18 protein-coding genes, 3 other RNA genes and 1 pseudogene are annotated in these 18,094 nt (G+C 39.9%); 7 read left to right on the top strand and 15 right to left on the bottom strand.

The window, feature by feature from the left end; all coding sequences use genetic code 11:
- Window positions 1-2: 2 nt before the first annotated feature.
- The 3 genes from F993_RS16625 to F993_RS16635 all read right to left on the bottom strand — a co-directional run bounded on the left by F993_RS16625 (window position 3) and on the right by F993_RS16635 (window position 2,134).
- On the bottom strand, window positions 3-713 hold the full coding sequence (locus F993_RS16625) for a BON domain-containing protein (RefSeq protein ID WP_004652624.1): 711 nt from the start codon (window positions 711-713) through the stop codon (window positions 3-5).
- A 71-nt stretch (window positions 714-784) separates the two neighbouring features.
- On the bottom strand, window positions 785-1,189 hold the full coding sequence (locus F993_RS16630) for a YraN family protein (protein ID WP_004652623.1): 405 nt from the start codon (window positions 1,187-1,189) through the stop codon (window positions 785-787).
- A gap of 12 nt (window positions 1,190-1,201) precedes the next feature.
- Window positions 1,202-2,134, bottom strand: coding sequence for a penicillin-binding protein activator (locus F993_RS16635; RefSeq protein WP_004652622.1), 933 nt, complete (start codon window positions 2,132-2,134; stop codon window positions 1,202-1,204).
- Window positions 2,135-2,150: 16 nt separating this feature from the next.
- On the opposite strand from F993_RS16635, the gene rsmI reads away from it, so the two are divergent.
- Window positions 2,151-2,993 (top strand): 16S rRNA (cytidine(1402)-2'-O)-methyltransferase, encoded by an 843-nt coding sequence (gene rsmI / locus F993_RS16640; RefSeq protein WP_004652621.1) that lies wholly within the window; start codon window positions 2,151-2,153, stop codon window positions 2,991-2,993.
- 65 nt (window positions 2,994-3,058) lie between these two features.
- Here rsmI and F993_RS16645 read toward each other — a convergent pair whose 3' ends face one another.
- Complete coding sequence (locus F993_RS16645; protein ID WP_004652620.1) at window positions 3,059-3,700, bottom strand: cation efflux transmembrane domain-containing protein; 642 nt, start codon at window positions 3,698-3,700, stop codon at window positions 3,059-3,061.
- Window positions 3,701-3,761: 61 nt separating this feature from the next.
- On the opposite strand from F993_RS16645, the gene F993_RS16650 reads away from it, so the two are divergent.
- The gene (locus F993_RS16650; protein WP_004652619.1) at window positions 3,762-4,211 is read left to right on the top strand and encodes a MerR family transcriptional regulator; all 450 of its coding nucleotides are present in this window, start codon (window positions 3,762-3,764) and stop codon (window positions 4,209-4,211) included.
- A 23-nt stretch (window positions 4,212-4,234) separates the two neighbouring features.
- Here F993_RS16650 and F993_RS16655 read toward each other — a convergent pair whose 3' ends face one another.
- The 6 genes from F993_RS16655 to F993_RS16675 all read right to left on the bottom strand — a co-directional run bounded on the left by F993_RS16655 (window position 4,235) and on the right by F993_RS16675 (window position 9,955).
- A complete protein-coding gene (locus tag F993_RS16655; protein ID WP_004652618.1) occupies window positions 4,235-4,483 on the bottom strand; it encodes a hypothetical protein in 249 nt (82 codons plus the stop codon).
- 173 nt (window positions 4,484-4,656) lie between these two features.
- Window positions 4,657-5,889: an FAD-dependent monooxygenase gene (locus F993_RS16660; RefSeq protein WP_004652617.1), complete on the bottom strand. Its 1,233-nt coding sequence runs from the start codon at window positions 5,887-5,889 to the stop codon at window positions 4,657-4,659.
- Complete coding sequence (ubiH, locus tag F993_RS16665) at window positions 5,886-7,097, bottom strand: 2-octaprenyl-6-methoxyphenyl hydroxylase (protein WP_004652615.1); 1,212 nt, start codon at window positions 7,095-7,097, stop codon at window positions 5,886-5,888. The genes F993_RS16660 and ubiH overlap by 4 nt, the downstream gene beginning before the upstream one ends.
- A 198-nt stretch (window positions 7,098-7,295) precedes the next feature.
- Window positions 7,296-7,850 (bottom strand): hypothetical protein, encoded by a 555-nt coding sequence (locus F993_RS20590; protein ID WP_004652614.1) that lies wholly within the window; start codon window positions 7,848-7,850, stop codon window positions 7,296-7,298.
- Window positions 7,851-7,933: 83 nt separating this feature from the next.
- Complete coding sequence (pepP, locus tag F993_RS16670) at window positions 7,934-9,253, bottom strand: Xaa-Pro aminopeptidase (RefSeq protein ID WP_004652613.1); 1,320 nt, start codon at window positions 9,251-9,253, stop codon at window positions 7,934-7,936.
- A gap of 69 nt (window positions 9,254-9,322) precedes the next feature.
- Window positions 9,323-9,955, bottom strand: a complete 633-nt coding sequence (locus F993_RS16675; protein WP_004652612.1) for a UPF0149 family protein — start codon at window positions 9,953-9,955, stop codon at window positions 9,323-9,325.
- A 66-nt stretch (window positions 9,956-10,021) separates the two neighbouring features.
- Here F993_RS16675 and F993_RS16680 point away from each other — a divergent pair, with 66 nt between their 5' ends.
- The 5 genes from F993_RS16680 (at window position 10,022) to ssrS (F993_RS19970) (ending at window position 12,002) form a co-directional block, all read left to right on the top strand.
- Window positions 10,022-10,576 carry a hypothetical protein gene (locus F993_RS16680; RefSeq protein ID WP_004652611.1) on the top strand — a complete coding sequence of 185 codons (555 nt, stop codon included), beginning with the start codon at window positions 10,022-10,024 and terminating at the stop codon, window positions 10,574-10,576.
- A gap of 2 nt (window positions 10,577-10,578) precedes the next feature.
- The gene (locus F993_RS16685) at window positions 10,579-10,863 is read left to right on the top strand and encodes a cell division protein ZapA (RefSeq protein ID WP_004652609.1); all 285 of its coding nucleotides are present in this window, start codon (window positions 10,579-10,581) and stop codon (window positions 10,861-10,863) included.
- Between the two features lie 307 nt (window positions 10,864-11,170).
- Window positions 11,171-11,359: non-coding RNA, 6S RNA (gene ssrS / locus F993_RS19980), on the top strand.
- Window positions 11,360-11,497: 138 nt separating this feature from the next.
- A non-coding RNA gene (gene ssrS, locus F993_RS19975) (6S RNA) lies at window positions 11,498-11,686 on the top strand.
- 134 nt (window positions 11,687-11,820) lie between these two features.
- A non-coding RNA gene (ssrS, locus tag F993_RS19970) (6S RNA) lies at window positions 11,821-12,002 on the top strand.
- A gap of 97 nt (window positions 12,003-12,099) precedes the next feature.
- On the opposite strand, the pseudogene F993_RS16690 reads toward ssrS (F993_RS19970), so the two are convergent.
- From F993_RS16690 to F993_RS16710, 5 genes and pseudogenes are all read right to left on the bottom strand, one after another.
- Window positions 12,100-12,539 (bottom strand): annotated as a pseudogene (locus tag F993_RS16690) (SMI1/KNR4 family protein).
- Window positions 12,540-12,711: 172 nt separating this feature from the next.
- Window positions 12,712-13,950 (bottom strand): putative solute-binding protein, encoded by a 1,239-nt coding sequence (locus tag F993_RS16695; RefSeq protein WP_004652607.1) that lies wholly within the window; start codon window positions 13,948-13,950, stop codon window positions 12,712-12,714.
- A gap of 235 nt (window positions 13,951-14,185) precedes the next feature.
- Window positions 14,186-14,386, bottom strand: coding sequence for a hypothetical protein (locus F993_RS16700; protein ID WP_004652606.1), 201 nt, complete (start codon window positions 14,384-14,386; stop codon window positions 14,186-14,188).
- A gap of 429 nt (window positions 14,387-14,815) precedes the next feature.
- Entirely contained in the window at window positions 14,816-15,607 is a 792-nt protein-coding gene (tpgA, locus tag F993_RS16705) for a trimeric autotransporter adhesin/peptidogylcan-associated protein TpgA (protein WP_004652605.1), read from the bottom strand.
- 65 nt (window positions 15,608-15,672) lie between these two features.
- On the bottom strand, window positions 15,673-18,094 hold a 2,422-nt coding region (locus F993_RS16710), incomplete at its 5' end, for a YadA-like family protein (RefSeq protein ID WP_004652604.1).

The following is an 18,094-nucleotide window of genomic DNA, read 5'->3' as shown; positions in this document are numbered from 1 at the left end:
AATTAAGGATTAGTTGGAGTAATGGTCGCAGGGTCCGCCTGATCTGGATCAATTGCAACAGGTGTCTCAACTAAAGGCTGTGTCGTTGCTGTTCCGACCATCGGCGCTGCCGCGGTTGAACTTGCTACGGTACCAGAAGGTTGATCCACATTGTCAATGAGTGTCACAATTTTAGTCACATTTCCAACTTTTTGTAAGACGTCATCTAAATCTCTTGATTCAGCAGTATTTAAACGCCCCATTACATACAGCACGCCATTTTCAGTATGTACAAGTACTTTACTGTCAGAGACAACAGGTGCTTTCATTAACAGACCACGGGTATTTGCAGTAACTGTTGCATCTTGCATGATGGTGTTATAACCCACCTTGTCACCCACCGTAATGTAGTTATGTACGGCCTTCACATCCGACATTGAACGTAAATTGTCTTCCGCCAGTTGTTTTAAATATGGATCAGGAACTTGTCCTGTCAATAAAACATTGCTGTGAAAACTTTCAATGTTGATACGTGACTGTTTGAAACGGTGATCTAATTTGTACAAATTGATATTTGCAGTACGTTTGATTGAAGAATCAATAAAAATCTGCCCTAGACTACGTTCACCACTATTCGTTCCAACGGGTGAACTTCCTGTACCACCAGAAATAAAACTAGCACAACCCGATAAACTTGCAGCGCAAAGCAACGTAATCGATAAACGTTTTAACACTTGGCAAGACTCCCTATCTACAAACAAATTTGTTCAATTTTCAATATTTAGCTTTACAGTAGACCGATCAATCAATCTAAAGTAAATGCATGTTCAATCCATTGCTGATCATACTGCAATTTTGAAAAATCTGGTTGTACTGTTTTTGCAATTTTCTGTGGAAAATCAAAACAAATCACATCAAAACGACAATCAAACTCCTCATAATGTGGAGATTTCTGTAAAAACCATTGTGCGGTCTTAATAATTTTACGCTGCTGGGCAAGCGAGATGACTTCACAGGCTTCTGCATAACTCCCGATTGATCGGGCTTTAACTTCGACAAAAACCAGCTGCTTATCCCGCTTTACGATTAAATCTATTTCACCATAACGTGAGTGATAATTTCGTTCTATACATTCATATTGCTGCGATTGCAAAAGAGCAAGTGCTGCCTGCTCAGCCCATTGCCCTAAATCTTGCCGATGTTGTGACATACCTGTTCAATCTTATTTTAACAGTTGGATGCCCTTTTTCTGCTGTTGATAGCAATAAGGTTGACGATAAACTTTGCCATCTTTGATATTAATTGCCCCAGTACGGCCCTCAAAGGAAAAATGACGATCAGGACTATTCAAAAACTGCTGACTAATACTCCACGCATCACCACCAAAGGCCAGTAAGCGTTGAAACGCCATATTTTCAGGTTGCTCTTTATAGGCACTGATTAAATCTGTCCATTGCCCATTATATAACGCCGGTGTATCACAGAAACTTAACCCTATCGGAATGCTCTTGTCTTGTTCAATACTCAAAGCTGTGGCGTAGATATTTTTTTCAGGTAATGGACCTAATTGTTCTAACCACTGTTGATCCCCCAAGAGCAACAACCCTTCTCTACGAGCCAGTTTTTTAGGGAGTTCATTGACCACATGAATATCTGAGCCGAACTCAGACATCAATGCCATCATCAATAATTCTGTCGCCGATTCAGTTCCTGCTTGGCGTAACACCAATAAGTTTTTAATTTTGTCTTGCTTGAGTAATTGATTCAATGCAACAGCATCATGCTGCTTAGCCAAACTAAATTGCCATACATTGGTGTTCTGGCTATTGACATCATTCAATGCCAGCACAGGAATTGCTGGATTCAGTTGCATCACGGTTTCAATTTCAGGTCTAGCCAATGGCCCAACAATCAATCGAGTCTTGTTATTGACCCTTTTCTTGAAAATCGTATCAATACTGTTTTTGGCAGAATCTACAAAAATGATTTTTTCTTTACTACCAGATGCTGTATAAGCACTCAAGAAACCACGTTTGATGCTCTGACCCGCTCGCGCCATCGTACCTGATTCGGGTAGAATCACCAGTACGTCCGCATAAACTGGGCTCATACATGCTGCCAAACATAGTAGCAGCCAATATTTTTTGTAATACATTAGGGAGTTACCTTTTATGAGTGCTCAATTATTTGTTGTAGCAACCCCAATTGGGCACTTAGATGACATGACCTTTCGTGCGATTGATATTTTAAAATCCGTATCGGTGGTTGCCGCAGAAGACACTCGTCAATCTGCTCAATTATTCAAGCACTATAATATCTCAACTCCACTCACTGCGTGTCATGATCACAACGAAAGTAACAAAATTGATCAACTTCTCCAAAAAATCTTAAACGGTGAAAATGTTGCCCTTATTAGTGATGCGGGTACGCCTCTGATTAGCGATCCAGGCTTTAAACTGGTTCGCGCTGCACAAGAACGCGGTATTCGTGTGATCCCCGTCCCCGGTGCTTGTGCCGCGATTGCAGCTTTAAGCGCAGTTGGCTTGCCAAGCGATCGTTTTAGTTTTGAAGGATTTTTACCATCAAAATCATCGCAACGCATCAGCCAGCTTGAAAAACTGAAAGATGAAACCCAAACCCTGATTTTCTATGAAGCACCACATCGTATTTTGGCGTGTATTCAAGATATGGTACAGGTTTTTGGTGAAGACCGTCCTGTCGGTTTTGCCCGTGAAATTACCAAGACCTTTGAAACCATCAAGAAAATGACCTTAAAAGAATTGGTCACATTGATTGAAAATGATCACAACCAAGAAAAAGGTGAGATCGTGGTCGTGGTCGGCGGTGCTTCTGCCGAAAAAGACATGGAACAAGATAAACTGGATACGTTGTTAAAACGCCTATTACAGGATTTATCGGTAAAAGCAGCATCACAATTGGCTGCTGATTTGACCGGAATTAAAAAGAAAATCGCTTATCAACGAGCTTTAGAACTCACCCAACAAGATCAATAAAACCTAAGGGGCGATTACAAAAATCGTCCCCTTATCATTTTAATATGAAATAACGATACGCTGTTTTAAGCCTTGGTCATGAGATTTGTTTGATCCATTTTTCTTTCTGCTCTCGCCTGCTTAATCACAGCCAAACCAGAAGAAACACCTAAATACGCAATAACAAAAGCAACGAATAAATCGGGGAGCATAGTTCCTGTTCCAAATACACCGATCGCTGCGATAATGATCGCGATATTGGCAATCGCATCATTCCGACTGCATAACCATACCGAACGCATATTGGCATCGCCATCACGGAATGCATAGAGCATCAACGCAGAGATGACATTGACAGTCAATGCCAATACACCAATTGCGCCCATAAGCATTGGTTCAGGTGTTACACCTAGCCACCATGACCAAAACACTTTAACAATCACAAAAATACCAAATGCAGCCATGGTGATTCCTTTGACTAAGGCTGCGGTCGCTCGCCAGTATAGGGTCATGGACAATACAGCCAAAGAGATGGCATAGTTTGCAGCATCCCCCGCAAAGTCCAAGGCATCCGCCCAGAGTGACACTGAACGTGCATGCGATCCCCCGATAATTTCCACAAAGAACATCAATGCATTGAGGATCAAAGCAATCCACAAAGCCTTTCTAAACTTTGGACTAATCTTTTGTGTTGGTGAACATGTTGTGTTGCAACCACATCCTGCCATGACTTTTCTCACTTAATCTTTTATAGTGATTTAAAACCCTAGAGTAACTCCAGAGTCAAGCATGATAAATTTCACGATTGGACAATTGGCAAAAAAGGCGGGTGTTTCGGTCGATACCATTCGTTATTACGAAAAAATTGGATTGCTTGAAAAAGCAAAACGAAGTGCTGGAAATTATCGGCATTATTCCGAACAAATACTGTCAGAACTTTTATTTCTGAAGCATTGTCGAGAACTTGGCATTACCCTGCAGGATATTCAAAAGCTCAAGGATTTGTCGAACAACCCGAACCAGACTTGCATAGAAGTAGATCATTTGATTGACCAATATCTTGCCGAAGTATCGCAAAAGATTAGAAACCTAGAGCATCTACAACAAGATTTAAGTCATTTAAAGCAACAATGCTCTCAACATCGCACCATTGAGCAATGTGGTATTCTCAAAGAACTGCATCAGCCACTAGACTGTAGCCATGAGTCGCATCAACATAAAAAAGCATCACAACCGTGATGCTTTTTTATGTCAATTTAGACTTAATCTTGATGCTCGCCTGGTGGAACTTCAGTAATTCGCCCACCACGAGCAAGAAACGCTGCAACTTCATCTTCTAAAGCTTGGCGTTGTTTCTGCTTCGCAGTCACGGTTAAAGTTTCCGCTTCAGCTAGATCAGCGTCATTGGCGCTCGATTCTTCACTCTCTGCACCACTTTCTGCCGCTTTCGCCTCTTCGTCGTCTACAGCAGCATCTTCTGTATTTTCGTCGTAATCATTCATTTCCGTCATCTTCATCTCCCCACAATGACTAAACTCTCATCATCGCTATTTGGCCATCAGAACTAGGTGGAATTTAGCAAGCTCTTCAGATTTAGCAAAGCACAATATTTGTTAAAACGTACTTTTTATGACCAAATTCACTCTGATTTATAAATGATTGTTTAAAAAATATCTACTATTTTTTAACATGCATATTGTGTGTCTTTCAATGTTCCTAGTCCATTGGCTTGTTGCATAAAACGATCTTTAAACCAATCGAATTGTTCGACCTGTTTTAGACCAAAGTTTCGGGCCCAGACAAACGGAAATAATTCTGAACTTTCCAGCCAACCAATCGCAGACATGCTATGCATCATCGCATCATTCTGGCCTTTACGAAGGTGTTCATAACGTAATAAGGTTTGTTCATTGGCCCATACCCCACGTTTTAAATCATGCAGTAATACATCACATAACACGGCCGCATCCAGACAACCAATATTCACGCCTTGTCCAGCTAAGGGATGAATCACATGCGCAGCATCACCGATCAATGCCAAGCCTGATTTGATATAGCGCTGAGCAGCACGTGCTTTCAGTGGGAACTGTGCTCTGGAACGTACCTCAACCACTTCACCCAGCATTTGCAGACTTTCTTGGGTCAGTAATCGCATAAAGTCTTGATCGCTGAGTGCCGAATATTCATCGGCATAATCATCTGGTAAAGTCCAGACAATCGACTGCCAATAACCATTTTCTTGAGCGTCCAAACTTGCCATCGGCAAATAAGCCAAGGGGCCTGTCGGTAGGAAAATTTGTCGTGCCACATATTGATTCGGCTGTGTGGTTTTAATCGCACAACTGATTGCAGCCTGCTGATAATCCAGTACATCCAAATCGATATACGCCTGCTCTCTCACAAATGAGTTTGCGCCATCTGAACCAATGAGCAACTTGGTTTTCAGGGTTGTACCATCCGCCAATTGAATGGACCAACCTTGGGGAATTTGTTCAATCCGAATCACTTTGACTTGAGTTCGATAGTCTTTGAGCTGCTGCAACATTTTTTGTTGAATCGCCACATTCAAAACACTGGGCTCGACCATTGAACCTAAAGCCTGATCTGATTGAGGCTGCTGTTCAGATGCATGGCCAAAATTAATTTCACCATAGCCATTTTTATTCCAGACCTGCATACCTGAATAGGGCATTTGACGCGCTAAACCATCCCAAACATCGACTGTTTTAAGTAAGTGAATCGTCGCCTGACTGAGTGCCAATACCCGCGGATTCATCACAGCCAAAGTTTTGTCCTGATCAAGGACAGGTGCAGCATCCAATACCGTCGCTTGTACGCCACCTTGAGCCAACAATAAAGCGGTTAATCCACCGACTAAGCCACCGCCAACAATCACAACATCTAACAGCTCACTCATGCTTTTAGCCCCATTGCATAGTTAGCAACTAGAGGTTTAACCCCCGGAATCACATCAAATGCGATCAGTCCCGTATTACGTAATAACTTGAGAATTGGATTTTGATTACTAAAACCACGTACCACTGAATCACAGAACTTAATCACCCGTTGCTGATCTTTCAAACGTGATTGTTCATAGGCCAATAAATTTTCAGGCGCACCGATATCATCTGACTTCGCCAGTTGCTCCATTAGGAAACGAACCAACACATCTGCATCACGTAAACACAAGTTAAACCCTTGGCCTGCGACTGGGTGAATGGTATGTGCTGCATTGCCCATCAACACCACACGACCAACAGCCTGCTTATGTGCCAAAACCTGAGCCAATGGATAACTAAAGCGTTTACCTGTTTTTTCAAATTTTCCAGCACGATCACCATAGGTTTCCTGTAAGGCATCAAGAAAATGTTGATCATTTTCTTCGCCTAACCACTCGGCTTCAGTGCCTTTTTTCACAGGCCACACCACTGAACGGCGATATTCACCCGGTAATGGTAACAATGCCAATGGCCCCAGTGCACTAAAGCGTTCAAAGCCAACATGTTGATGCGGTTTAGAAGTTTGTACGGTGGTCACAATCGCGACTTGGTCATAATCATGCTCATCCACCCCCACGCCAATGGCTTGTCGGCAAAAGGAGTCACGACCATCCGCAGCAATTACCAACTTGGATTTTAAGGAATGGATATATTCACCATTACGCATGGCTTCAATTTGGACTTGATCTGCATCTTGGGTCAGTGAAGTCACTTGTACACCATCAATCAACTCGATCAATGGCTGTTGACGTACTTGGGTCAGTAATACACGCCCCAACCATGCGTTCTCAATCACTTGTCCAAAGCTTTCTACTTTTTCTTGTTCTGCGACTAAACGCGCCTTACCAAAACTGCCCTGCTCGGTAATATGCACTTGCAGAATTGGGGTAGCATGTTGCTGTAAGGCTTCCCACAAACCCAATTTTTGGTAAATCTGTACGCTACGGCGTGACAGTGCGGTATTTCGCGCATCAAAGCTGGAGTGATAAGGGGCAACGTTTTCGTCATCGTAATTTGGATATTTCACAGCTTCTAATAACTTTACTGCGATATTAGATTTTGCCAACATTAAAGCAAGGCTGAGTCCAACCATACCTCCACCGACAATGATGACTTGTTGCTGCATAATATTATTCCTTATCAGTTTTTCATGACTTGATGTTTCGGGACTATCTTACTCTAACTTAAATCAGGAAGGGAATTTGTACTTTGTTTGGTCTATGTTTTTTTAAATCAATATGCTGCACAAAAAGGGTTATTTTTAGAATTATTAACCATTAAAAACATTCTACAAAAAGGTATTATTTCGATTATAGCTGCAAGTTTATTCAGACAATCCATTGATAAGTGATTCTCTATAGGACTCATCTTTTTCATTCCAGTATACAAAGCCATTTTTTAGATCAAGATTGAAAAAGGATTCATTGTAATCTTTATCTAAATCATACTGTTCTTCATCATCTCGACCAAAAATTTTTATTCGTACTTGCTCTTCTCGCATATTCAGGTTGCCTTGATGAAGAGCAATAGCCGTGAATGACTCTACTTCACGCATCTTATGTTGCTTTTTGAATGGTAACTGATAAAGGTGACTCAAGCTATTTAATAAATTATCACTCTCGATACCAGATCTAGACAAGATCACTCCTGCACGATAGACATGTTTTTGAATAAGATGCATATCATTATCCAAACCTCCCTCCATGCTTTTAATCACCTCAGCATTTAATCCCAAAATTTCACCGTTAAATGAACTGGTCATATGAAATTTATAACTTGTTTTATTCTCGGTTAAATTCATTATACGAAATACACAATCAATAAACCCATCCTCACTATATTGAGTGAGATAGGGCCTTCCTTCTGAATCCATCTTCATATTTTCACCTTGTCTCACCACGAATGATACTGGTGAGACATAAGAAATATACAAGCCAATAAAATTTAAAATGAAATTAGGTTTTAACGGCTCACCATCAAGCTTTCAATCTCTTCAACGGTTTTTACCACATTCTTAGTCAAAACCAACGGTCCATTTTCTGTCACGACAATATCGTCTTCAATACGAATGCCGATACCCCGCCATTTTGCATCGACGGTTTCATCATCAGGTGCAACATAGAGACCTGGTTCAACAGTGACCACCATACCCGCCTCATAAGCACGCCAGTCTTCGCCAGTTTTATAAGCACCCACATCATGCACATCCATACCGAGCCAATGCCCTGTACCATGCATAAAGAATTGACGGAATGCTTCATTTTCAATCAACTCATCCACATTACCATGCAGTAAACCAAGATCAACCAACCCTTGGGTTAAAATCTTTACAGCCACTTCATGCGGATATTTATAGTGATTGCCGATACGGGTTGCATCAATCGCAGCCAGCTGTGCTTCTAAAACCACATTATAAAGTGCTTTTTGTTCAGGGCTAAATTTACCATTTACAGGAAATGTACGGGTAATGTCCGATGCATAGAACTCATATTCACACGCCGCATCAATCAGAACTAAATCACCATCTTTTAACGGCTTGTTATTTTCAACGTAGTGCAAAATACAGGCATTTTCACCACCACCAACAATACTGTTATAAGATGGTACACAGCCGTTTTTACCAAAGATATAATTGAGTTCCGCCTCCAGTGCATACTCCATCATCTCAGGTTTAACCGTTTGCATGGCACGGGTATGCGCTTCTGCACTGATATTGGATGCAATCTGCATTAGCTCAATTTCTTGTGCCGATTTTTTCAAACGCATCTCATCGACAATACGATCAAGCTGAACCACTTCTGCTGGCGCAGCACCACCACGACGCTGCTGTGCATCTGCCTTTTGAATCCATTGGCTTACACGTGCATCAAATTCAGCATTTTGACCAATACGATAGTAAAGACGCTGTTTATTTAATAACTTGTCAATAATTTCTTCATCTAGCAAATCAATTGCATAAGCTTCATCTGCATCATAAATTTCAATCGCACCGTCAATTCCAGCACGATAGCCATTCCAGATTTCCATTTCACGATTACGTTCGCGGCAGAACAAGCTATAGCTATATTCCTCACCTTCTTCAAAAGTTTCGATCACGGCAACGGCTTCTGGCTCTGCAAATCCAGTCAGATAATAAAAACTACTGTCTGCACGATATTTATAATCCGCATCGCGATTACGATACATTTCTGCCCGAGTCGCAATAATTGCAATGCTATTGTTGCCTATTTGTTTAGCAAGAAGATCACGACGTTGTTTAAAATCGGCTTGACTTAATTTCATATTTTCCTTCAGATGAAGATGAATGATTGTAAGTATCTTTATTTATAAAGTCATAAGACAAAGTCCGAGTTAACTCGGACGATGCGGGGTAAACATTTCTACCACAGTTTGTGGATCTACAGGATTATCTGAATTTCTGCTTTTGGCATGAAAGTTTTGTAATAAAGAGCTTTCGGCTACAGCAATCTTTTTACGACCAATTGACAAGCTTACAGGGATCAAGCGCACAAACTCATACAACTCCTGATAGCTTTCTTCGCCCGCTTCATCGTTATCCGAATCTTCAAACTCAACCGCTGCAACATCTTGTAAATGTTCAATCAGTTCTTGTTCCTCGCCACGAATATGACCAGAAGCCAGACCAAAACCAAGAACGACACCCGCACACCAATCTGCCAACGCTTGCACACGGTCTGCAAGTAAGTGGCTATCATCAGGTAGCATCGGTAGATAATCCAACTCATCATCTGACAAAGCATGAGAAACGTCTTCTGCTTCGTCGGTTAAACTCTCCAGTGCCTCTGGCTGTAAAGCAGGCACATTCAGGGTGTTTAAAATTTGTGACCATTCATCTGTGGTCGGTGCTTGTGTCACACAAACTATACCTGTGAGCAAACCATGTAACTCACTTGGACTTGAAATTTCCTCAATCCCATCAAAATGGGCATTCCATTCCGTCCAACCTGAAATATCGTCTTGCATTCGTTTATCCAATCTCTATACTGCTGTATATATTACCTTTGATTGCAACTCTGTGCGACCTTCGTTATGTTAGAACAATTACAGCGTCTACAAGCGCATATTGGTGTTTTAAAAACACGCTTACATCACTTGGAGCGAGAAAACACTTCGCTCACCGAAGCTAAGCAATTAGCTGAAACTGACCACCATGCACAAGTTGTGCAGAAAAATAGCATCATCACGCAAAAGCAGGAAGAAGTTGATAACTTAACTGAACAACTGACTCAGTTACAAGATCAATTTAAACAACTGAATCAAGATGCAACAACTTTAGCGGAACGTTATAGCCGTTTAGAGAAAAGTACCACTGATTTGAAAAACCGCTTTCAAGAGATTTTGGCTGAGCGCAATGACTTACGTGTGAATAAAGAAAAACTACAAGCACAGCAACGTCATAGTCAGCAAGAGATTCAAGATTTACAGCAAGATCGTGATCGCCTATTGCAGAAGAATGAACTGGCAAAATCTAAAGTTGAAGCGATTATCCAGCGCCTTTCAATTTTAGGCACTGCACAAGATCAACATGCACAAGAAATTCAGCAGCTGGCACACCCCAATGCTGAGACTCAAGAGGAAACCTGATCATGAGTGAACCTATTGTTGTTGAGCTTCGCTTAATTGAACAGACCTTCCGTCTTAACACGACTGAAGATAAACGTGAAGAGCTCGAACGTGCGGCAGAATTGTTAAATCAAAAATTTCATGATATGCGTCGTAATGCCCCGCGTGTCGAGCATAATAAACTGGTGATTATGGTGGCACTGCAAATGGCTCAAGAAGTATTTAGCTTGAATAAGTCATTGCAGCAGTATGCTCATTGTGAAAGGCTTCTAGAAGCTATTCTGGAAGATGTTGAACAAAGCATCTGAATCAGAAAAGCCTGAAATACAAATTTCAGGCTTTTTTATTAACCCGACTTTTACAAAAATTAATTTTCCCCCTTCTAGCTTGTACTTTGTTATTTTTATCTCCCATTCCTCATTTCATCTCAGTCAAAGTGATCCCATCAGGTCAATTCATCTATTTATTTTTAATTATTATTCAACAAAAGATCAGCAATTCCTACTTTCCGTTGAGCCTAAAGGGCCAAGCATAAATCCACATATTATTAAGCATTATTAATAAATAACTTTAGCCCAGACCTTGCTGCATGATCTGAATTTACTATAATTCAATCCATCTCTGGAGTACTCGCCAGCCGGTCTGACTCCCCTGAGCCGTGAAGTATTTCCTAATTGAAAAGCGTTTCTGAATAGTTAGCATGTATGCCTACCTAGAGTAGGAAACCCAGACAATATACAGCATTTTCCACCTTGAACCTGAGTATTCAAGGGTAAAGACAGCAGTGGTACTTCTGGAGATTATTTGCTTTAATAAAGTCCAATTTTTTTATTATATTTTTCAATTCAATTACTTCTATTTAATATTTTAACTGTAAACTTAAACTTACAAATTTCTCTATTTTCTCCCCTTGAGATGACCTCCTTTTTTACTATAATTAAATCATCTCTGAGGTGCACGCCAGCCGGTCTGACTCCCCTGAGCCGTGAATTATTTCCTAATTGGAAAGCGTTTCTAAATATTTAGCGTGTATGCCTATCCTGAGTAGGAAACCCAGAAAATATATAGCGCTCTCCACCTTGAACCTTAGTGTTCAAGGGTAAAGACATGCAGCGGCATTTTGGAGACCCATTTTATTTCCAATAACCATTGATCCTGTTTCGGATTTTATAATTCTATTAAACTTAATTTACTAATTGTTAGTAAAACATACAAATCTCAATATTTCCCTCTTGTGGTCGTTGTTGATTTAACTATAATAGGAAACATCTCTAGGGTGTTCGCCAGTACGTCTATTCCCCTGCCGATACTTAAATTTATGGATGTGTTCTGCGTATTTTGAGTGTATGCCTACCCCGAGTAGGAAACCCAGTAAGTATGCGTCACCTCCACCTTGAACTCATCGGGTTCAGGGTAACGACCATGCAGCGGCATCTCTGGAGTATCTTTTTCAAATAGAATTAAAATAATAATTTAACTTCTGCCCATCCTTTTATAAACCATTTATCTCAAATGAACCTTTTAACAATCCCCATTCAATATTTTTATAATAATTCATCACTATCAATCAAATATTGATTTAAAAATGCTGTGACGAATCTGCAATTTTTATTTTTTCGGATCCTCCCACTTGGTATACGACACTATCTAAACCAAGCTGATCGAGTTGTACCGCATATCCCCAACACCACACTAAATAGTCCGAAAATACAAAACTGTTAGGATATAAATACTTATCTTTATCATAGCAGCTTGAAATGCTTTCAACTGATTGGAATTCCGCCAGCGACAAAAATGTGAAATATTTTTCATCCATTTCTCGGTCGGCGATACCATTAAATTCTAAAAAATAAGCTCTTAAAATTGGTGATAATTTAACTTGATACTTATATTCAAAAGCTAAAATCTGTTGCCATGTTGCTGGTTTGTTTAGCTTAATATCTTGTTTTATTAACTTATTTTTAATTTTAAAAATTATATCCATGATTAATCCTATAGCTATTCATTCTATAAAATAAACCATTTCTATCAGTCTAATAATCAGTTCTTTGCATATGGCGTATCATCAAATTGATCAAGGTTGGAAATACCAAGCCTATAATTTAATCCTAGTATTTCCATGATTCTCTTTTACTATGATGAATAGTGCTTAAACATCATTCATCTTTCAAAGCACATTCATAATTGCTTGGATCTTGTGAACAACGCACCTGTTTCAATAACTTCATCATATCTTTATCGTAAAAACCTTCCTTGGTCATTTGAATACGTGCTTCGCGCATCAATCGAACATAGCCTGGCTTATCACTTTCATTTAACTTCAACCAAAATTTATCAGGAATTTTTGCTTCGATTTTGTCAACAAATTCAAAAGCAGGGTTCAACTGTTTTGAAATGACTTCTCGTGCGATTGAGCCCATCCCTGCTGGAAACTTGTTACGATGCATAATTAGTGTCCCTGTCACTTGAATGACAGGAAATTTAATAATACCCCCAACGGCTTTTCCTGATTTATCGGTCATACCTTTTTGTAATTCTAGCGGTTCAAATAGAATGGCTGGACCCGCCATAATATCTACTTCTTTATTATTAAATTTGCCACCCACAGTTACCAAATCAACTGAGACAGGTTGTGCACCCACATTTTGTACCAGTTTCTTTTGAGTTTCATCAAATTGGAACACTGCAACTTTCTTGCCTGCGGCTTTAGCCAAAGTATTAATATTGCGATCGGTGACCATGATATAAGCTGCCCCTAAAGGTACAATCCCAACCACTTCATAATCTTTGTTCACCATCTTTTCATCAAATTTTGGATTGGCCAGAACCTGAATCACAGAACTGAGTTGTTTATAAGTCTGTAGAGCTCCAATCGCATCCACGCTGCCCACGAACTTATTAAACTGCTTTGCACGTAGATTACTAATCCCTGCGCCATCACAACGTTTACTACGGAAATCTTCGGTCAATACAGCTTCATTGGTATACACTTTAAGATTCACCAAAGTGGACGCCTGTTTTTTCAATTTTGGATAATCGAAATCTAATTTGAATTGTAAATGTGACGGACGTGTCACATTCATGTTCACACCAAACTGCTTGGCGACACGGACGATACTTGGAATTTCGGTAATATAACTGGTGGCTTGCTCAAAGGCTTCACTATGTTCACCATTAGGAGAAAACACACACAGAGTGACTTGTTTTGGGATCTGTTGCCACGTTTTAGGATCATTCAATAATTGCTTAACTTTATTTTGTGAATGAGGAGAGAGGCTTAAATCCAGTTTACCTTCAGGCGCTGCATAGCTTGTATTCATCATGCCCCATGACGATGCTAATACACAGGACAAAAGTACAGGTCTTAAAAACGGTGTGAATTTATTATTTTGCATTGTTTGATCCATCCTTAGCGAGCTATTTCCCAATAGTCTTTATTCAATGTAAGAACAACGCACAAAAATAGAATTGACTGATTTTATTTGGATAGCGTCAATTTGGTCAAAATTAGAACCAATACTCATTTTATGAAAAGCAAATAGATTAAGAAACCAAAAAATAATAAAAATAAGCATTTGAATAATAAATATTTTTAATAAATTTATTATTCAAATGCTGGCTATTCTTACTTTAAATAAATGACCAAATCACATTTTCATCTTGTCGCTTTAATAGAAAACTAGTTTGATGATCATCTTCAACCACAATATGCTGATTTGAAATCATTTTCACTTTAAGCAAAGTGTCATTTTGATAAACTAAATCATTTTTGCCTTCTTTGGTTAAGACTAGCATCTGATCTAGTACAATCAATTTCTTTGATTCCAACATCGTTTTACCCTCTTAAATGGTTTGCAATATTGAGTATTTTTATCTAGCTGGTAAGTTCGACTCATCTTGAATAGCAGCCCAATTCATACGTAAAATACTCATTTTAATTATTTAAATACATGAAACTGACATCTAAACATGTTATTTCATGCGAGATATTTTAGATTATTTTTTAAACAATCCTGTAGTTTTTGTCAGACAGTTCACACAAATCGTCTTTTCCGTAATAAATATTAAAAAAGCAAAAAACTGAAATAAAAATCAATTTTATTATATATTTAGCAACATCATAAATATTCATTATTTCTTTACACTAAATGTTTAATATTGACCATCTGTAAAAATAAGTTCTATTTATTTGAAAAATAATATTTTTTAAATGATATAAAAAATGGCTACATGAATGTAGCCATTTTTTATGCTTGCTTGTTACCAACTGACATTCACGCGTCTATTTGGCGCTAAACAACCAACTAATTGGCGGTTTGCTTTATGTCCTGCACATTGTTGATATAAATCAGTTTGGCTATTGGCCTGAATTTGAATACGGTTCGCATCGATCCCTTCATTCACCAATAGCTTAGCAACCGTATTTGCACGCTGCGCTGACAATTGATGGTTATAGGCAAATTTACCTAAAGGATCTGCAAAACCTGCAACAATCACTGGACTATTCGAGGGTGCTTGTTTAATCCGTTGTGCAATTGCAGCAACTGAACTTGAACCTTGTTCAATTGCATTGGCATTCGAACGATCAAAGGCAAAGAATACACTCGATGATCTCAAAGTATTTAAATTGGCATCACTTGGAACTTGATTATTTGCTCCCCAAGCCATTAAACCTTCACATGCCTCACCTTTCCAAGATAAACGTTCAGAAAGCGTATCTTTATTAAAGTCGATGCGTAACTGACAACGTAAATAATCCTGACTGTTCGGCTGACGGACATCTAATACATAGTTCCAAGTTTTAACAAAAAATAAACCTTCACTAAATTGAGGATTTCCCAAGATATGTCGGATTTGGTCTTTGGTTAAACCAGTGCCTAGGCGAGCAACATTATCGTATTCATAACGCTGCACCTGTTTTAAATAACTTTTTTCAACAGCTGGAAATTTGATTTCCTCTTGTTGAACCACGATCTCATCATCGGCTGCCAAAGTCATCATTGCACAACCAGAAGCGATCCCAATAACCAATGCTTTTATCATGTTTTTCATATTTTTACTCTCTTTATCTATTGGAGATGAGGAGAGCCTAAGGGCTCTCCGACATAACGAGTCCCTTAGTCAATTACACCACTGATACCAATACGTACGCTTGGATCACCTTGCGATGCGGCAGCGACACCCCCTGTGATTGACCAACGACCATTATCCGCAGTCTTACGTAAAGTTACGCCAACTGCATTTTCACCACCATGATAAGAAGCACCTGCTGCATATGTATATTTACCTGCGATGTATGGCGCTGCTTCCAATGCCATCGCTGCTGCAATACCTGCATTGGCTTTTTTCTCTACATCTTCAATACGTTGATTAGTTGAGTAGAATGCTTGCTCAAGTTTGTTATCAAGGTTATCGATACGATTGCCCAAAGCTTGATCGGCTTTGTTTAAAGCATCAACCGCCCCACCAACATTGTTGTAATCTTTACCACCGACAGTGTAGGTTGGACTGGTGAAGCTATTGGTAATGTTGTCATAACCAGCTCCACCTCCCAAGAATTCAACAACTTTCTTGTTGGTTGCATTCAATTGAGAACCATTGATCGCATCTTTAGATGTTGCACTGATTGCGCCATCTTTAACACCTGTGACAACGCGATCACCATCTTTACCAGCGACATTGACACTGGTACCACCAGTATCTTTAGCAACGGTAACTTCAGCACTGCTATTCGCCTGTTTAACCAAACCAACAGCACCATTATTAATATCATTCTTAATGTTATTAATATCATTGGTATTGTTGGTAATCTGCCCTTGCAAATTATCTCTAATTTGCGCAACTTGACCACCATTCACAGCATCTTTAGAGCCCTGAGCAACAGTACCATCTTTTACATTGGTGATTGTTGTGCCATTTGCCCCACCACCTAATGTGATTTTGTCCTTAGTCGCATCGTCATATTTCACTGCATTATTGGCAAGCTCATTCACAGTGTTATTCACATTACTAATTGCGCTATCCAATTGACCTTTGTTCACTGCATCTGTTGCGTTAACACCAGCTGCAACATTAGTCACTTGTTTATTGCCAGCATTGATACCCTGAGTTGTTACACTTGGGCCACCTGCAATCGTTAATCCAGTATTGCTTAAGACAACCGCGTTATTACCAATGGTGATTCCAGCATTATTCAGAACAGTGTCACCTGCTTTCACAGAGTCAACCGTCAAGTCTTTTGCTGTTGCGACTTCATAGTTATCAGACCCATCTGCATTTTTGCTCTTATTCACAACAATGTTTTGACCATTGGTTACAGTCGTTTTCGATGTTGTTGCAGCAGAACCAATTGCCTTATCAAGTGCAGTCAACGCATCGCCAACATTGGTTTGATTCGCTTGAGCCACATTATAAGTTGGACCTGTAATAGTACCGTCGGCATTCACTTTAGCACCACCACCCAAGCTATTTACCAACGCAGTTTGGGTTGTTACAACTTGGTTACCCACAGCTTTCAACTGAGCAACGTTCACTGCATCAGCATCGGCACTACCCGCTGCAACACCCGTAATTTGACGATAAATACCACTCGCCTCATCACCTACTGCAACTGCACCTGTGGTTGATGTTGTCTTAGTAATTGCTGCTTTATCAGCACCTGTTGCAGCTGATAATGCATAACCTGCAACACCTGCATCTGTGGTCGCCGCTGAGCCGTTTCCTAACACCACTGAACCAGCCACTGTTTTGGTCACATTATTACCAAGCACAAAGGTATCATCCGTAAGCACTTGATTATTGTTACCTACTGAATAACTGTTCGCACCATCAACAATCGTTGGATCACCAATTGCACCAGAGTGATCACCTTTCACTTTGTTGCCTGTACCAATACTGATTGATTGTAGACCAGTTGCCTCAGCACCCTGACCAATTGCAATTGACTCTTTGCCTCCAGCTTTACTGTTGTGGCCTAAAGCAACTGCACTATCAGCACCAGTTGTCACAATTGCGTTTACACCAATTGCAGTCGAGTTTAAACCACCCGCGCTTGAGTCATTGGTTGTACCCAAATCACCTTTAGAGGTATCCGCATTGGTATGGAAGAATTTAATACCATCGGTATTCATCTTCTGAACCGTTTGACCAATCGTCAGACGATCTGTCGTTTCTTGACCTTGCTTATCATAGGTTAAGAACAACGAGTCTTGGTTCTTGTTATCAGGATTTTTATTCACAACCTGATCAACAATGTTCACCTTATTGCCATTTCCATCTACAACTTCAGTAATATTGCTCGTAATTGCACTCTTCAATTGCTCCTCAGTCGCAGCTCGACCTTTGGTTGCAAAATCACTTGCTTTAATATCTGTATTACTCAAGCCCTCAATGGTATTGCTTGCTTTATCAACAACAACACTGCCTACAGTCACCTTGTCGAAGTTCACATCTTTCGCTGTCGATACTTGATAGTTGCTTGAACCATCTGCATTGGTTGTTGGAGTAACTACAACATTATCTCCTGCTGTAACCGTGGTT

The organism is Acinetobacter proteolyticus, from assembly GCF_000367945.1.
GTDB lineage: Bacteria > Pseudomonadota > Gammaproteobacteria > Pseudomonadales > Moraxellaceae > Acinetobacter > Acinetobacter proteolyticus.
This window is presented reverse-complemented; position numbering and strand designations above follow the sequence as displayed.

Coding starts and splice junctions, on each gene's coding strand:
- F993_RS16630 (WP_004652623.1), bottom strand. CDS start 1,189: ATGTCACAACATCGGCAAGATTTAGGGCAATGGGCTGAGCAGGCAGCA.
- F993_RS16635 (WP_004652622.1), bottom strand. CDS start 2,134: ATGTATTACAAAAAATATTGGCTGCTACTATGTTTGGCAGCATGTATG.
- rsmI (WP_004652621.1), top strand. CDS start 2,151: ATGAGTGCTCAATTATTTGTTGTAGCAACCCCAATTGGGCACTTAGAT.
- F993_RS16645 (WP_004652620.1), bottom strand. CDS start 3,700: ATGGCAGGATGTGGTTGCAACACAACATGTTCACCAACACAAAAGATT.
- F993_RS16650 (WP_004652619.1), top strand. CDS start 3,762: ATGATAAATTTCACGATTGGACAATTGGCAAAAAAGGCGGGTGTTTCG.
- F993_RS16655 (WP_004652618.1), bottom strand. CDS start 4,483: ATGACGGAAATGAATGATTACGACGAAAATACAGAAGATGCTGCTGTA.
- F993_RS16660 (WP_004652617.1), bottom strand. CDS start 5,889: ATGAGTGAGCTGTTAGATGTTGTGATTGTTGGCGGTGGCTTAGTCGGT.
- ubiH (WP_004652615.1), bottom strand. CDS start 7,097: ATGCAGCAACAAGTCATCATTGTCGGTGGAGGTATGGTTGGACTCAGC.
- F993_RS20590 (WP_004652614.1), bottom strand. CDS start 7,850: ATGAAGATGGATTCAGAAGGAAGGCCCTATCTCACTCAATATAGTGAG.
- pepP (WP_004652613.1), bottom strand. CDS start 9,253: ATGAAATTAAGTCAAGCCGATTTTAAACAACGTCGTGATCTTCTTGCT.
- F993_RS16675 (WP_004652612.1), bottom strand. CDS start 9,955: ATGCAAGACGATATTTCAGGTTGGACGGAATGGAATGCCCATTTTGAT.
- F993_RS16680 (WP_004652611.1), top strand. CDS start 10,022: ATGTTAGAACAATTACAGCGTCTACAAGCGCATATTGGTGTTTTAAAA.
- F993_RS16685 (WP_004652609.1), top strand. CDS start 10,579: ATGAGTGAACCTATTGTTGTTGAGCTTCGCTTAATTGAACAGACCTTC.
- F993_RS16695 (WP_004652607.1), bottom strand. CDS start 13,950: ATGCAAAATAATAAATTCACACCGTTTTTAAGACCTGTACTTTTGTCC.
- F993_RS16700 (WP_004652606.1), bottom strand. CDS start 14,386: ATGTTGGAATCAAAGAAATTGATTGTACTAGATCAGATGCTAGTCTTA.
- tpgA (WP_004652605.1), bottom strand. CDS start 15,607: ATGAAAAACATGATAAAAGCATTGGTTATTGGGATCGCTTCTGGTTGT.